14 protein-coding genes are annotated in these 12939 nt (G+C 75.2%); 8 read left to right on the top strand and 6 right to left on the bottom strand.

Features of this window, described 5'->3' with window-relative positions; all coding sequences use genetic code 11:
- Nucleotides 1-263: 263 nt before the first annotated feature.
- Entirely contained in the window at nucleotides 264-416 is a 153-nt protein-coding gene (locus tag NXY84_RS02795) for a hypothetical protein (protein WP_258725655.1), read from the top strand.
- Nucleotides 417-472: 56 nt separating this feature from the next.
- On the opposite strand, the gene NXY84_RS02790 is transcribed toward NXY84_RS02795, so the two are convergent.
- Complete coding sequence (locus NXY84_RS02790) at nucleotides 473-1162, bottom strand: SDR family oxidoreductase (RefSeq protein WP_258725654.1); 690 nt, start codon at nucleotides 1160-1162, stop codon at nucleotides 473-475.
- Between the two features lie 66 nt (nucleotides 1163-1228).
- Here NXY84_RS02790 and NXY84_RS02785 point away from each other — a divergent pair, with 66 nt between their 5' ends.
- The 4 genes from NXY84_RS02785 to NXY84_RS02770 all read left to right on the top strand — a co-directional run bounded on the left by NXY84_RS02785 (nucleotide 1229) and on the right by NXY84_RS02770 (nucleotide 4750).
- The gene (locus NXY84_RS02785) at nucleotides 1229-1639 is read left to right on the top strand and encodes a MerR family transcriptional regulator (RefSeq protein ID WP_258725653.1); all 411 of its coding nucleotides are present in this window, start codon (nucleotides 1229-1231) and stop codon (nucleotides 1637-1639) included.
- 150 nt (nucleotides 1640-1789) lie between these two features.
- Nucleotides 1790-3421, top strand: coding sequence for a cellulase family glycosylhydrolase (locus NXY84_RS02780; protein WP_258725652.1), 1632 nt, complete (start codon nucleotides 1790-1792; stop codon nucleotides 3419-3421).
- Between the two features lie 170 nt (nucleotides 3422-3591).
- Entirely contained in the window at nucleotides 3592-3951 is a 360-nt protein-coding gene (locus NXY84_RS02775) for a VOC family protein (protein WP_258725651.1), read from the top strand.
- Nucleotides 3952-4093: 142 nt separating this feature from the next.
- Nucleotides 4094-4750 carry an HAD family hydrolase gene (locus NXY84_RS02770; RefSeq protein ID WP_258725650.1) on the top strand — a complete coding sequence of 219 codons (657 nt, stop codon included), beginning with the start codon at nucleotides 4094-4096 and terminating at the stop codon, nucleotides 4748-4750.
- A 21-nt stretch (nucleotides 4751-4771) separates the two neighbouring features.
- Here NXY84_RS02770 and NXY84_RS02765 read toward each other — a convergent pair whose 3' ends face one another.
- The 4 genes from NXY84_RS02765 to NXY84_RS02750 all read right to left on the bottom strand — a co-directional run bounded on the left by NXY84_RS02765 (nucleotide 4772) and on the right by NXY84_RS02750 (nucleotide 8146).
- Nucleotides 4772-5272: a YbaK/EbsC family protein gene (locus NXY84_RS02765; protein ID WP_258725649.1), complete on the bottom strand. Its 501-nt coding sequence runs from the start codon at nucleotides 5270-5272 to the stop codon at nucleotides 4772-4774.
- Nucleotides 5273-5396: 124 nt separating this feature from the next.
- A complete protein-coding gene (locus NXY84_RS02760) occupies nucleotides 5397-6083 on the bottom strand; it encodes a 4a-hydroxytetrahydrobiopterin dehydratase (protein ID WP_258725648.1) in 687 nt (228 codons plus the stop codon).
- 175 nt (nucleotides 6084-6258) lie between these two features.
- Entirely contained in the window at nucleotides 6259-7215 is a 957-nt protein-coding gene (locus NXY84_RS02755) for a cold-shock protein (RefSeq protein WP_258725647.1), read from the bottom strand.
- A gap of 85 nt (nucleotides 7216-7300) precedes the next feature.
- Nucleotides 7301-8146 carry an alpha/beta hydrolase gene (locus NXY84_RS02750; protein WP_258725646.1) on the bottom strand — a complete coding sequence of 282 codons (846 nt, stop codon included), beginning with the start codon at nucleotides 8144-8146 and terminating at the stop codon, nucleotides 7301-7303.
- 380 nt (nucleotides 8147-8526) lie between these two features.
- On the opposite strand from NXY84_RS02750, the gene NXY84_RS21720 reads away from it, so the two are divergent.
- The 3 genes from NXY84_RS21720 (at nucleotide 8527) to NXY84_RS02730 (ending at nucleotide 12286) form a co-directional block, all read left to right on the top strand.
- Entirely contained in the window at nucleotides 8527-9831 is a 1305-nt protein-coding gene (locus tag NXY84_RS21720; RefSeq protein WP_309485050.1) for a TerD family protein, read from the top strand.
- On the top strand, nucleotides 9828-11498 hold the full coding sequence (locus NXY84_RS02735; RefSeq protein WP_258725645.1) for a TerD family protein: 1671 nt from the start codon (nucleotides 9828-9830) through the stop codon (nucleotides 11496-11498). Before NXY84_RS21720 ends, NXY84_RS02735 begins: the two co-directional genes overlap by 4 nt.
- A gap of 110 nt (nucleotides 11499-11608) precedes the next feature.
- On the top strand, nucleotides 11609-12286 hold the full coding sequence (locus NXY84_RS02730) for a uridine kinase family protein (RefSeq protein ID WP_258725644.1): 678 nt from the start codon (nucleotides 11609-11611) through the stop codon (nucleotides 12284-12286).
- Nucleotides 12287-12302: 16 nt separating this feature from the next.
- Here NXY84_RS02730 and NXY84_RS02725 read toward each other — a convergent pair whose 3' ends face one another.
- A complete protein-coding gene (locus NXY84_RS02725) occupies nucleotides 12303-12914 on the bottom strand; it encodes a class I SAM-dependent DNA methyltransferase (protein ID WP_258725643.1) in 612 nt (203 codons plus the stop codon).
- Nucleotides 12915-12939: the final 25 nt, after the last annotated feature.

The following is a 12939-nucleotide window of genomic DNA, read 5'->3' as shown; positions in this document are numbered from 1 at the left end:
CGGGCGCACGCGACGCCCTGGTCGAACAGGGACTGGCGCACGCTGGAGATCCGGCGGCCCGTCGCCAGGTCCGCGACGGCGTTGCTCGGCACGCTGCTGCTCGGCGTCGCTCCGAGCATCCCGGTCGCGCTCACCGCGCTGTGCCTCGCGGCGGTCGGGACGTCCGTGCTCTTCCCGACCCTCCTCAGCCGGGCCACCCGAGACGTCCCGGCACACCGACGACGGCGTACCTGGGCCTCCTGCTCGGCCCCGTCGACGTCGGCGTGCTCGCTGATGCCGTCGGCCTGCGCGGGGCGATGGCCGGGGACGCGGTGCTCGCCGGGACGTTCGCGCTGCTCGCACCCCTCGCCCTCGCGCAGCGGCCCGCTCCGAGCCGCGCCGGCCGCCGCCCGACCGCGCGCGCCGACGTGCGGTAGGGCGCTCCGCGCGGCGCACCCCCCACGAGAGGTGCGCCGCGACCCCGGCGGACGGTTCAGGCCGTGCGGAAGCGGTCGTAGAACGCGCGGGGGTCCTCGGCCAGCGAGGCCTTGACCATCGCGCTCCACTCGTCGACGACGACCTCGAGGTCGCCGGCCTCGACCGCGTCCAGCGTCCTGCGGACGACCACGGCCGGGTCCGTCTTCGGCCCCTGGATCGCCTTGGCCATGTCCGTGTCCGCCAGGCCCAGGTGGACGGAGGTGACCTGCGTCCCCTGCCCGGCGAGCTCGAGGCGCAGCGCGTTGCTCATGTTCCAGTTCGCGGCCTTGGACACCGCGTACGCGCCGGCGCCCGGGGCGGCGAACCAGGACAGCGCGGAGGCGACGTTGACGATCGTGCCGCCGCCGTTGGCCGCGAGGACGGGAGCGAAGGCGCGGACCATCGCGAGCGTGCCCCAGAAGTTGACGTCCAGCTCGGCGCGCACGCCGTCCAGGTCGCCGAGCAGCGGTGCGCCGGTGGAGATCCCGGCGTTGTTGATCAGCAGGTCGACGTCGCCGGCCAGTGCGGCGGCCGCCGTCACGGCGGCGGGGTCGGTGATGTCCAGGGCGACGGGCCGGACGCCGGGCAGGTCGAGGGTCTCGGGATCGCGGGCGCCGGCGTAGACCGTCGCCCCTCGGGCGAGGAGCTCGGCGGCGAAGTGGCGACCGAGGCCGCGGTTGGCCCCGGTGACGAGTGCAGTAGTCATGGGCAGGACGCTATAACCTGACGTTGACGTCAGAGGCAAGTGCGGGTCGAGCGGTCGGAGGAACGGGTGCGCATCGGGGAGGTCGCCGCACGAGCCGGCGTCAGCGTGCGGGCGCTGCGGTACTACGAGGAGCAGGGTCTGCTCGCCTCCGAGCGCAGCGCCGGCGGGCAGCGCCACTACGCGCCCGAGGCGGTCGACCGGGTCAGGTTCATCCAGCACCTCTACGCCGCCGGGCTCGGCAGCAAGGCCGTCCTGGGGATCCTGCCGTGCATGGAGCGCGGCGTCCTCACCGACGAGATGCACGAGCGGCTGCTGGCCGAGCGCGCGCGCGTGCAGGCCCAGCTCGACGAGCTGACCGCCACGCGCGACAAGCTCGACGACGTCATCCGGATCGGGCAGGCGCACCGCGCGGCTTCGGGCGCCCGGGAGGGCCGGGCGCCGGGCACCGGCGGGAGCGGCTGCGCGCACGCCTCCTGAAGGGGCGTCGCTTTCGGCGTTTCCTGAGAAGACCATCATCGAATGAATCGATTCAGACCGGTGCCGCGGTGACGCCCGTCTGGTGGACTTGCCAGTCCGCCGCCGGGCGTCCGCCGCCCGTGCGCGTCCCCGCACCCGAGAGGCATCCCCGTGTTCTCACTACGCAAGGCGCTCACCGTCGCCGCAGCGGCCGCGGTCGCCGTGGCCGGCTCCGTCGTGGTCACCGCCCCCGCGAGCGCCGCCGCCGGCTGCCGCGTCGACTACGCGGTCACGAACCAGTGGCAGAGCGGCTTCGGCGCCGACTTGCGCGTGACGAACCTGGGCGACCCCGTCACCGGCTGGGAGCTCCGCTTCGCCTTCGGGGCCGGCCAGAGCGTGACCCAGCTGTGGGGCGGCTCCGTCAGCCAGTCCGGCGCGGCGGTGACGGTGCGCAACGCGGCGTGGAACGGGTCGCTCGCGACGAACGGCACCGCGTCCTTCGGCTTCAACGGTACCTTCGCCGGCTCGAACCCCGTGCCGAGCGCGTTCACGCTCAACGGTGTCGCGTGCACCGGCGGCCCGGTGACCCCGACCAGCTCGCCGACGACGTCGCCCACCACGACGCCGACCCAGTCGCCGAGGCCGACCACCACGCCGACGCGGACACCGACCCCGACACCCACGCCCACGCCCACGCCGGGGCCGGGGCCGGTCACCGTCAACGCCGCGCAGCTCGTCGCCGGCATGGGCACGGGCTGGAACCTGGGCAACCAGCTCGAGGCCAACGTCAACGGGATGCCCGACGAGACGGCATGGGGCAACCCGGTCGTGACGGGCGCTCTCCTCGACCGGGTCAAGGCCGCCGGCTTCAGCACGGTCCGCGTCCCGGTCTCCTACCTGGGCAAGATCGGGTCCGCACCCGGCTACACCGTCGACCCCGCGTGGCTCGACCGGGTCGAGGAGGTCGTGAAGCTGGCCTACGACCGCGGGCTGTACGTGGTCATCAACATGCACGGTGACGGCTACAAGAGCGTCGGTGGCGCCTGGCTCATCTGCGACGCGCCCTCGCAGACGGCGATCAAGGACAAGTACCAGAAGGTCTGGCAGCAGGTGGCGTCCGAGCTCCGGGGCTACGGCGGACGCCTGGTCTTCGAGTCCATGAACGAGAACTTCGACGGGCAGTACGGCACCCCGACGCAGCCGTGCTACTCCAACCTCAACGCGTACAACCAGATCTTCGTCGACACCGTGCGCCGGACCGGCGGCAACAACGCGTCCCGGTGGCTGCTCGTGCCGGGCTGGAACACCAACATCGACTACACCGCGGGGAGCTACGGCTTCGTCGTCCCGACCGACCAGTACCGGTCGACGGCCGTCCCCAGCGCCGAGCGGCGCATCATGATCTCCGTCCACTACTACGACCCGTGGGACTTCGCCGGCACCGAGGACGGCGCCGTCACGCAGTGGGGCCCGAACGCGACGGACCCGGCGAAGAAGTCGACGTGGGGCCAGCAGGACTTCATGGACGCGCAGCTGAAGAAGATGCACGACACGTTCGTCACGAAGGGGTACCCGGTCTTCGTCGGCGAGTACGGCTCGATCGACAAGACCGCGTTCGACCCGTCGAACAACCGGTACCGCGCCGACTACGCGCGCACCCTCGTCGCCACCGCGGCGAAGTACGGCGCCGTCACCGCCTACTGGGACAACGGGCACAACGGCCAGTACGGGTTCGCGCTGTTCGACCGGCGCACCGCGACCGTGACCCAGCAGGGCATCATCGACGCGATCATGGGTCGCTGACCGCGCTCTGACGGGGGCTGAGCGACGAGCGCCCCCGACGTCGGTGCGGCGCCGCCGTCGTGGTCCGGACGTCGAGTCCGGACCACGACGGCCCTGCCGCCTCCGCCCGATCGCGCGGACGACGACCCGCGCGGCCGGACGGCGGCGACCATGGACCGGAGGAGGTCGTCATGACGACGCTGCGCCACGGGAAGATCTGCCACGTCGAGCTCCCGGCGGACGACCCGCAGAGGTCGGCCGAGTTCTACGCCCGGGTCTTCGGCTGGACGGTGCGCTCCGCGCACGGCACCTGGTTCTTCGAGGACTCGACGGACGAGGTCAGCGGCCACTGGGTCCCGCACCGGGAGCCGACCCCGCCCGGCGTGCTCGTCTACGTCTGGGTCGACGACCTCGCCGCGGCGGTCGAGCGCGTGGTCGCCGAGGGCTGCGAGATCGTCCAGCCGGTCGGCGCGGACCCCGGCGAGCTGACCGCCCGGTTCCGCGACCCGGGCGGGAGCGTCGTGGGCCTGTACCAGGAGCCGCCGGGGTGAGTGCGCCGGACCGGACCGGGGAGCGAGCGACGTGCAGTCCGGCACCTCGCCGCGCGTGGGCGACCTGTCACCCTGACCGCACGGGCGCCGAGGGACGCCTCCGGGCCCCGACCCAGCGGCCGAGGCCACGACGAGGCGGGTCGTGATCGCGCTGCTCGACCTCGACGGCACGCTCGTCGACCGCTCGGCGGGCTTCGCCGCGTGGGCGAGGTCGTTCGCCGACCGGTGGTCGTTGCCCGACGACGACCACGCGTGGCTCGGAGAGCTCGACCGGACGGTCGCGCAACGCCGGCAGTTCTTCGAGGGCGTCTCCCGGCGGTTCCCGGAGGCGGGACCACCGGAGACGCTCTGGCAGGACTTCCGCGCGCAGATGCCGCTGCTGACGCCCGCCTTCCCCGACGTCCTCGAGCGCCTGGACACCCTGCGGTCCGCCGGGTGGCGGCTCATGGTCGTCACCAACGGGCGCACGGACAACCAGGTCGGCAAACTGCGCCGGACCGGCATCGCGGACCGCGTCGACGGCTGGTGCGTGTCCGAGGAGGCGGGCGTCGCGAAACCCGACGCGGCGATCTTCGCCTCGGCCCTGGCCCGGCTCGGGGCGGCGGACGGCGCCGGCTGCTGGATGGTGGGGGACGACGCCACCGCGGACGTCGCCGGGGGACACGCCGCAGGACTGCGCACGCACTGGATCAGCCACGGTCGGCCGTGGCCGCTGCGGGACCTCCGACCCGAACGCACCTCCGTGTCACCGGGCGACGCGCTGGCACTCCTGGCGGGTCTGTCTGCAGCGGAGCCGTGAGCTCCGGGAGCCCGCCGGACGTCAGCCGGCAGCCGGGAGCGTGCTGACGTCAACCCACGTCGCGTGCGTCAGCGTCTCGAGCTGCTCGAGCGTCAGCCGGACCGCGCTCGAGCGGCTGCCCGCGGCCGGGTACACGGCGTCGTACGCCCGGAGCGACTCGTCCGCGAACACCGGCAGCCCGGACGGGTGGCCGAGGGGTCCGACGCCGCCGACCGGCTGCCCGGTGAGCTCCTCGGTCTCCTCGGCGCCGAGCATCCGGGGCTTGGCCCCGAAGCGGTCGCGGAACTTGCGGTTGTCCAGGCGTGCGTCGCCGCTCATGACGAGCAGGAGGACGCTCTCCCCCGCGCGCACGGCGAGGGTCTTGGCGATCTGGCCGGGGCGCACGCCCAGTGCGACCGCCGCGGCGGCGACGGTCGAGGTGTCGGCGTCCGGCACGAGGACGCTCACACCGGGCGCGTGCCGGTCGAGGAACTGCTGCGTGCGGGCCACGGCGGGCTGCGGGGTGCGGGACGGGGTGGTCACGGCTCCATCGTGCCGTGGGCGCCGGTCGCGCGACCCGACCAGCGGCGATCGGCTCCCGGCCCCGCACCTCCACGTCGGACGGACCGCGGTGGCCCCGGACCGACGAGCCGGCCACGACTGCGGCCTACGCGACGCAGACGACGCCCGTGTTGCCGTCCTGGTCGGCGATCACGGTGAGCGCCGGCGCGTCGCTGTCGTCGACGACGGTCCCGCCCGCGGCGACGGCGGCGGCGATGCGCTGCCCGGCCACCTCGGGCGCCACGTACACCTCGACGTGGAAGCGCTGACGCGGGGCCTCGTGCTCGTCCGCGTCCCCGAACCACAGGTTCGGCGCCCGTCCCGTGGCGTCCCGGACCTCGTCGCTCGGGGAGCCGCGGCCCTGCGACCCGGCGTCGCCGGTCAGCAGAGCGGCCCACACCGGGGCGATGGTGCCGGGCTGCGCCGTGTCGAGGCCGAGCTCGACGACGCTGACCGAGGCCGGGTCGGCGGCGAGCCCGTGCTCGGCGGCGACCTCGGTGATCCGCCGCGCGAGGTCGAGGTCCTTCTGGGTCACCCACTCGACGACGTGCTCGGTGCCGTCCTTCTCGCGGTACACGGCGTCGGCGCTGACCAGCTTCAGGTCGACGTGCCCCCGGCCCAGCGACACGGTCGGGTGGTGCCCGAGGGCGTCACCCGCCTCCCCGACCGCCGCGACGAACCGCGCGCCCGCGCCGAAGTCGTCGACCAGGTAGCGGGCGTGCAGCCCCTGGGCCAGCTTCCGCCAGTCGGTCAGCCCGGCCTCGGCGATCTCGTCACCGCTCAGCATGTCCATGGTCGGATCCTCTTCGGCGACTCGGGGGCAGGGCTCGTGCTCGTCGCTCGGCCGTGTCCTCGATCGTGTCGCGCGGGTCGAGGTGACCGTCGTGCGTCTCTCGCACCGGTGGTAGCGCGCGCTCCGGAGTCGGGTCAAGCACTCTGCCTCAAGACGCGGGCGGTCGCCCGCGCGGTCAGACCAGCTCGACGCGGTCGGCCTGCGGTCCCCGGTCGCTCTGCCGCACCGTGAACCGGACGCGGTCGCCCTCCATCAGCACGTCGGCGCCGCGCACGACCGACACGTGCACGAACAGGTCGGCACCGCCCGCGTCCGGGGTGATGAACCCGAACCCGCGGTCGGCGTCGTAGCGCGCGACCACGCCCTCGCCGCCGCGCACCGGGCCGGCGGAGGCCGGTGGGCGCTCCGACCGTGCCCGCTCGGGCCGTCCGCGCGCCGGTGCCGGGGTCGCGCCCCGCTGCGTCGTGCCGCGCACGAGCTGCACGTTGCGGGCCTGCGGGCCCTTCTCGTTCGCGGCGATGTCGTAGGAGATGCGGTCCCCCTCGGTAAGCCCGGTCAGCCCCGCCGGCAGCGCCCGGACGTGCACGAACACGTCGTCGCCACCGGCGTCGGGGGTGGCGAAACCGAAGCCCTTGTCGACGTCGTACCAGGACACGGTGCCGTCCGCGCCGTCGGACGCCACGGCCCGCGGCGCGGCGTCGGCACCGAGCGGCAGCAGGTGGTCCGCCTGCGGCCCCCGCTCCCCGTCGACGATCAGGAACGCGACCCGCTGTCCCTCCGAGATCACGCCGCCGCCGACGATGGCCGAGCTGTGGACGAAGATCTCGGTGCCCCGGGAGTCGGGGGTGACGAAGCCGTACCCCTTGCCGGGCTCGTACCAGGAGACGGTGCCGAGCACGCCCAGCACCGCGTCGGGGGCGTGGTCACCGACGACCCGGACGCGGCGGGCCTGCGGGCCGCGCTCGCCCTCGCCGAGGTCGAACTCGACGACCTGACCCTCGCGGAGCACCCGCGGGCCGTCGTCGTCGAGGATCTCGGACGCGTGCACGAACAGGTCCTCGGCGTCGTCGCCGAGGTACAGGAAGCCGAACCCCCGCTCGGCGTCGAACCAGCGGACGGTTCCTTCGGGCACGGTGGACTCCTTGTCGAGCGGGCGGTTGCTGTCACCAGTGTCCCTGACCGAGCCGCGGACGGACCGCCGCGATGGTGCGGGGCGCCTAGCGGGCCGGATCCAGCGCCCACCGGAGGGCGTCGGGCAGCAGGACGCCGCCGTGGTTGGGGCTGTGGCCGCCGTCCCCGAGCACGAGGCGGAGGTCGTAGCCGGCCTCCGCCAGCGCGGCGCCGACCCGCAGGTTCTCGGCGAGCCAGTTCCTCGTCGGCGCGTTCCAGTTCAGGTCGCGGTGCCCGGCCTGCAGGAAGACGCGCAGCGGCTTCGCCTCCGTGCGGGCGAGGAGCTCCGGGTACGGGTTGCCACCGGGCATCTGGGCGAAGCTCGACAGGAAGCACACGACGCGCCGGAACCGGTCCGGGCGCAGCCAGGCGGCGGTGAAGGCCGCGTTGCCCCCGCTGCTGCCGCCGCAGATCCCCCACCGCTCGGGGTCGTCCGTGATCCGGTACCGCGCGGTGACCAGCGGCAGGATCTCCTCGAGCAGGAACGTGACGTAGCGGTCGTCGAACGCGTCGTACTCGGCGTTGCGGTTCTTCGGGTGCGCGCTCCCCACGACGACGCCGGGCTCGACGAAGACGCCCACCGTGAACGGGATGTCTCCTCTGTGGACGAGGTTGTCCAGGACGACCGCGCCGCGGACCTCACCGTCCGGGTCGAGGTACCACCAGCCGTCGTTGAACACCATGAGGGCCGCCGGCGGGGCGGTGCCGTCGTGCGCGGGGACGTGCACCCAGACCCTGCGCGACGTGCCCGGGTAGACCGTGCTGCCGGACCACTCGAGCTCGACCGTCTCGCCCGCCGGCACGCCGGGGCGGGGCCGGGAGTCGGGGCCGTGCGCGTACCGGACGTCGGCGAGGTCGAGCGGGAGCGGGCGGTACGGCACCGGGGCGGACACGCTCTGGACCCTAGGGCGCGCACGCCCGGCGGTCGACGGGCCGACGTCGCCCGGGTCGCGGCCACGGTGCTCCTGGACCCGGACGCGCACGTGGGCGCGACCTACGACGTCACGGGCCCGGAGTCGCTGTCCCTGAGCGGCGTGGCCCGGATCGGGTCAGCACGTGCACGGCGATCGCGGGCGACGTCGTGGCCGAGCCGTCCGACGCGGTCGAGCGGGTCACCGGCACGCCCCCGACCGCCCTGCGGAGCTTCCTGCGGGGCCGCTGAGCCCCGATCACCCGCACCCGTTCCGGGCGGCACTGCCCCGCAGCCCCGCCCGGCCGGTACATTCCCCGTGGCCGGTGCCTCGCCCGGTCGGCGACCCACGGAAGGATCCTGGTGGACCAGCTCACCAAGGGGGCCAACGCCCCGCTGACCGCGCCCCGCGTCACGCTGACCGTCGACGTCCCGGCACCCGCGGACATCTCCGCCCTGCTCGTCACGGAGAACGGCAAGGTCCGCTCCGACGCCGACTTCGTCTTCTACAACCAGCCGACCGGGCCGGGCGTGCGGTGCCTGCAGCCGTCCGCCGGGCAGCCGTGGCGCGTCGAGGTGGACCTCGCAGCCGTGCCCGCCGACGTCCACGCGGTCCGCGTCGTCACGAGCCTCGACGACACGACCGCGGCGTTCGGCCGGGTGGGCCAGCCCGTCGCGCGCGTGGCCGACGACGCCGGGACCCCGCTGGTCGAGTTCTCGATGACGGACCTGACGACGGAGAGCATCGTCGTCGCGGTCGAGCTGTACCGGCGCGCCGGGGCGTGGAAGGTGCGCGCCGTCGGGCAGGGGTACGCGGGCGGGCTCGCCGACCTCATCACCGACCACGGCGTGTCCGTCGACGACGAGCCCGCCCCCGCGGCCGCGCCGGCCGTCGCACCCCCGGCCCCCGCCGCCGCCGTCCCGCCGCCCGCCCCGCCGGCGCCGCCCGCGCCGGCCGCGCGCCCTGCCCGGTCGTGGGGCCCGCCCCCGGCGCAGACGACGCCGCCGGTCGAGACGCCGCCCGCACCCCCCGCGCCGGCGTACGCCCAGCCCGACGCCGCGAGCAGCGGCGAGGTGCAGCTGACCAAGGCGCGCCCGGTGAGCCTGACCAAGGGCCAGAAGGTCACGCTGACCAAGGACGGCGGCGTCGCGCTCACGATGGTCCGCATGGGCCTGGGCTGGGACCCGGTCAAGAAGCGCGGGATGTTCGGCAGCCGCGAGGTCGAGATCGACCTCGACGCCTCCGCGATCCTGTTCGCGGGCTCCGACCCGGTGGACGTCGCCTTCTACAACCAGCTCCGCACGCGCGACGGCTCCGTCCAGCACATGGGTGACAACCGGACCGGGGAGGGCGAGGGCGACGACGAGACGATGCTGATCGACCTCACCCGCGTCCCCGTCCACGTGACGAGCGTGATGCTCGTGGTGACGTCGTACCAGGGCCAGACGTTCGAGCAGGTGCAGAACGCGTTCTGCCGGCTCGTCGACCACACCACGGGGGTCGAGCTCGCCCGCTACACCCTGGCCGGTGGGATGCCGTTCACCGGCATGCTCATGGCGCGCGTGTACCGGCAGGGGGCGGCGTGGAAGCTGCAGGCCGTCGGCGAGGGCCTGCAGGCCCGGACCCCCGCCGACAGCATCCCGTCGCTCGCCCGGTACCTCGGGTGAGCCCACCGCTCGACCTCGCCAAGGGGCAGAACGCCCCCTGGCCGGACGCCGGCGTGCTGGTCGAGGTCGTGGGGGCGGCCGTCGCCGACTGCGACGTCTCGGTGCTGCTCGTCGACGCGCAGCAGCGGGTCGCCTCCTCGGACGACCTCGTGTTCTACAACCAGCCGACGGCGCCGGGCGCGGTGCTCGAGCCGGGCACGCCCGCGCGGGTGCGGCTCGACCTCGCGTCCGTCCCGGCGCGCGTCCACGCCGTCCTGTGCGTGGTGAGCGTCGACCCGCACCGCCCGGCGCTCGGTGCCCTGCCGCTCCTCACCGCGGTGCTGCGCGGCGGCGACGGCACCGAGCGGGCGCGGTTCCCGCTCGTCGGGCTCACGAGCGAGCGCGCGGTCGTCGCCGTCGAGGTCTACCGCCGCGGTCCGGCGTGGAAGGTCCGGGCCGTCGGGCAGGGGTACGACGGCGGGCTGGCCCAGGCGGTCACCGCGCACGGCGTCGAGGTGGACGACGAGGACGCCACGCCGGCCCCCGCTCCCCCGGCGCCCTCCGCGTCTCGCGGTCCGGGCACGGCCCTGCCGCCTCCGCCCGGTCCGGCGGCGCCGCTGCCGCCCGGCACCAGCGACGGCGAGCGTCTCCTGCGGCAGGCCGCGGCGATCTTCGAGGACGCCGCCCGCTCGACGGCCGCCCTGCGGTCGAGCGTCGGGTACGCCGACGGCCGGCGCGACGCGGCGCTCGGCGAGATCGTCGCCGACCCCCGGCTGCGCGGCGGCGCGGCGCACCAGCAGGCGTCCGCGGCGGCGGAGCGCGAGCACGCCGACCTCGTGGGTCAGGCGCGCGCGCGGCACGACGCGGACCTGCGGCAGCTCGCCGCCGAGCTCGCGGAGTACGACACCCGGCTCCCGGCCGCGATGGCCCCGTGGACGTCGCCCGCGTGGCGTGGCTGGCGACCCCCGTCGCAGCCCGCACCGGCGGTGCGCGTCGGGGAGCTCCACGTCGAGGAGGCGCCGTGGCTCCAGCTCCCGATGCTGCTCGCCCTCCCGCTGACGCGACCCCTGTGGGTTGACACCCGGACCGACCCGGGCGGCGCCGCCGTCCGCAAGGTGCGCGCGCTCGTCACCCGGCTGCTCGCGGCCTACCCGGCGGGCGGCCTCGAGGTGCTCGTCGTCGACCTCACCGGGGGCCTCGCGCCCTCGCTCGCCGCGCTCGCCCAGCCGGGCAGCCGCGTCATGATGACCCCGGCGGCGACCTCCGTCGCGGCCGCGGGGACGGTGCTCGACGCCCTCGTCCGCCGCGTCGACCTCGTGCAGATGGCCCGCTCGGCCGGCGCGATGGACGCGCTCGGCGGCGACGTCGCCGACCGCCTGCTCGTCCTGCACGACTTCCCGACCGCGCTCGACGACGCGGCCGTGGGCCGGCTGCGCTACCTCGTCGACGAGGGCCCGTCGGCCGGCGTCCAGGTGCTCCTCACCGGCGAGCACAGCCCCGTCCACGCCGGCAGCCCGCTCGTCACGACGCTGTTCCGTGAGTCGATGCGGCTCCCGCTCGAGCCCGACGACCACCTCGCCGACGGCTGGACGGGCACGCAGTGGCGGTACACCCCGGACCTCGGCCCGGACGACGCGGACGTGCTCGACGGCGTCCTGCGCTCGGCGGCGGGCACGGGCTGGAGCTGACGGGGCGGCGGCGGGCACGGGCTGGAGCTGACGGGCCGGCGACAGGCCCGGCCTGACCGCCGGCGGAGCCGGCGCGGGCGCGCAGCACGAGACCCGGGCGGGACGGCAGGATGGGTCCTGTGCACCTGACGCTGCCCCCGGGAGAGCCCGCCGCCGGCGCGTGGCGGGCGGTGCCCGAGGACGAGGTCGTCGACCTGCTGCTGCGCGCGGCCGGGGAGCCGGCGGGCCGACCACGGGTCGTGGCCGTCGACGGTCGCAGCGCGTCGGGCAAGTCCACGCTGGCCGAGCGCCTGTCGCGACGGGTGGGTCGCTCCGCGGTCGTCCGCACCGACGACGTCGCCTGGCACGAGTCGTTCTTCGGCTGGGGTGACCTGCTCGCCGAGCACGTCCTGCGGCCGCTGCGCCGCGGCGACGCGGTGTCGTTCCGTCCCCCGGCGTGGGAGCGCCACGGGCGGGAGGGGGCGATCGACGTCCCCGCCGGCCTCGCGCTCGTCGTGGTCGAGGGGGTCGGCGCCAGCCGTCGGGAGTGGGCCGACCTCGTCGACGCGACGGTGTGGGTGCAGTCCGACCTCGCCGCGGCCCAGGAGCGCGGCATCGCCCGCGACGTCGCGCTCGGCGTCAACGGCGACGCCCAGGAGGCCGTGGCGTTCTGGCACGAGTGGATGGCCGAGGAGCTGCCCTTCCTGGAGCAGCAGCGACCGTGGCAGCGCGCCTGCCTGGTCGTCGCCGGGACGCCGCCGATCCCGCTCGGCGACGGGCAGCTCGCCGTCGCTGCCGGCCCGTTGTGAGCGCGTCCGGCGGCGGTCAGCCGGCCTGAGCGGCGATCGCCGCGTGCGGCCGTCCCTCCCCCGCGGGGGCCCGCTGCACCCGTTCGCGCTCGACCAGCCCGGCGCGCGCGAGCCGGCGCGACATCTCCTCGACCGGCCACCGGTACGCCGTGGTCACCTTGTGCGCGAACGGCTCGACCTCGGGACCGTCGAAGAACCCCACGACGAGCGCGCCGCCCGGTGCCATGACCCGGCGGACGGCCGTGAGCGCGTCGTCCAGCTGCTCCGGCTCGAGGTGGATGAGCGAGTACCAGGCGAGCGCGCCCGCGACGGAGCCCGGCGCGCGCACGAGCCCCAGCTCCAGGATCGAGCCGGACTCGAACCGTGCCTCGGGCTGGTGGGCGCGTGCGTGCTCGAGGAACTCCGGCACCAGGTCCAGCCCGGTGACGTCGGGGTGCATCGTCCGGAGGAAGCCCGTGAGGTGGCCGGGGCCGCACCCGAGGTCGAGCACCGGCCCGGAGACCGGGCGCAGGTGCCGGTCGATGAGCGCGAGGTCGTCCGCGTGCACGTGCTCGAGCGAGCCCACGGCGTCGATGTACCGCTGGGCGAGGAGCGAGTAGGCCTGCTGCACGGCACGGGGGGACGCCACCCGGAGCAGTATGGCGCCCGCCCCG

Source organism: Cellulomonas sp. NS3, assembly GCF_024757985.1.
In the GTDB taxonomy this organism is placed as follows: Bacteria; Actinomycetota; Actinomycetes; order Actinomycetales; family Cellulomonadaceae; genus Cellulomonas_A.
The sequence above is the reverse complement of the archived record's forward strand: the minus strand, read 5'-3'. Positions and strand labels throughout refer to the sequence as shown.

What these genes read in the sequence shown, in the direction of transcription:
- NXY84_RS02790 (WP_258725654.1), bottom strand. Translation starts at nt 1,162, where the DNA reads ATGACTACTGCACTCGTCACCGGGGCCAACCGCGGCCTCGGTCGCCAC.
- NXY84_RS02775 (WP_258725651.1), top strand. Translation starts at nt 3,592, where the DNA reads ATGACGACGCTGCGCCACGGGAAGATCTGCCACGTCGAGCTCCCGGCG.
- NXY84_RS02760 (WP_258725648.1), bottom strand. Translation starts at nt 6,083, where the DNA reads ATGGACATGCTGAGCGGTGACGAGATCGCCGAGGCCGGGCTGACCGAC.
- NXY84_RS02730 (WP_258725644.1), top strand. Translation starts at nt 11,609, where the DNA reads ATGGGTCCTGTGCACCTGACGCTGCCCCCGGGAGAGCCCGCCGCCGGC.